The sequence below is a fragment of the Azohydromonas lata genome (genome assembly GCF_034427735.1).
Classification (GTDB): domain Bacteria; phylum Pseudomonadota; class Gammaproteobacteria; order Burkholderiales; family Burkholderiaceae_C; genus Azohydromonas; species Azohydromonas lata.
Map to the genome: position 1 here is coordinate 1 of NZ_JAXOJX010000176.1, position 1,141 is coordinate 1,141.

The 1,141-nt window shown below is 75.7% G+C and carries 2 protein-coding genes; both read right to left on the reverse strand.

Annotated features, from left to right (window positions below):
* The coding region (locus SM757_RS34860; RefSeq protein WP_322468844.1) for a hypothetical protein at window positions 1-407 on the reverse strand (407 nt) is incomplete at its 3' end.
* Window positions 408-411: 4 nt separating this feature from the next.
* On the reverse strand, window positions 412-1,141 hold a 730-nt coding region (locus tag SM757_RS34865; protein ID WP_322468845.1), incomplete at its 5' end, for an ATP-binding protein.

Genomic DNA, 1,141 nt, shown 5'->3' on the forward strand with positions numbered 1-1,141 from the left:
GGCGCCGGCCGGTCCGACCGCGGTGCGGGTTGACCAGACGCGGCCGGCGTGTTCGCGGCCTGGGCGGCCCGCGCATCGCCTGCGCCCAAGCCGTCGCGCGCGGTGGCGGCCTCGTCGCCGATGGCGGGTGCGTCCGCATCCAGGCGGCGCAAATAGCGCGGCCAGCCGGGTTGCGCCCGGTCCGGCCCGCCTGCCAGCGGAGCAGGCAACGCATCGTCCGGCAGATCGCCGTCCAGCGCCGCGGCCTCGTCCTGCCAGGTGCCGTCCAGTGCCGGAACGTCGGCCTGGGTTTCATCCTCGCGCGAGCGGCTGCCCGCGTGGCGGCCACGGGCGCCATCGCCCTGCCCGTCCTGCGCACGCCGCCCCCGCCGTCGCGGGCGCGCCACCGGTGCGGCGGGACTGCCCATGCTTCTAGGACTCCGAGGCCAGGGCCGTGGGCAGCGGCTTGCCCAGCTTGCGGTACTCCGCCGCCAGGGCCGGCAGCAGCGCGGGCCAGGCGATGGGCGCGTCGGCCGACAGCGCCTGCGCCGCCAGCACCACGTTGCGGATGTGCCCGCCGGCGAGGTCGCAGCCCGCGGCCAGCCGGTTGAGCGCCGTGATGTCCAGCGCATGCGCCGAGCCCAGGTGGGCCAGCCACAGAACGCGGCGCTCGGCCGGCGTGGGCGGCGTGAATTCCACGATCGCGTCGAAGCGGCGGGTGAAGGCCGAGTCGAAGCGCGCGCGGCTGTTGCTGGTGAGCAGCGCGATGCCGTCGAACGCCTCCACGCGCTGCAGCAGGTAGTTCGTCTGCTGGTTGGCGTAGCGGTCGTGGGCGTCGCGCGTCTCGGTGCGCTTGCCGAACAGGGCGTCGGCCTCGTCGAACAGCAGCACCACCTCGGCGTGCTCGGCGCGGGCGAACAGCTCGGCCAGGTGCTTTTCCGTCTCGCCGATGTACTTGCTGCTGACGTTGGCCATGTCCACGCGGTACAGCGGCAAGCCCAGCCGCGTGGCCAGCCAGCCCGCGGCCAGCGTCTTGCCGGTGCCGGAGGGGCCCACCAGCAGCGCGCGCACGCCCGGGCGGTAGCGGGTGCGGGCGGCGGCGCCCAGGTCGTCGGCCAGGCCGTCGCGGGCGCGGCAGCGCTGCAGCAGCGCGTTCAGCTCG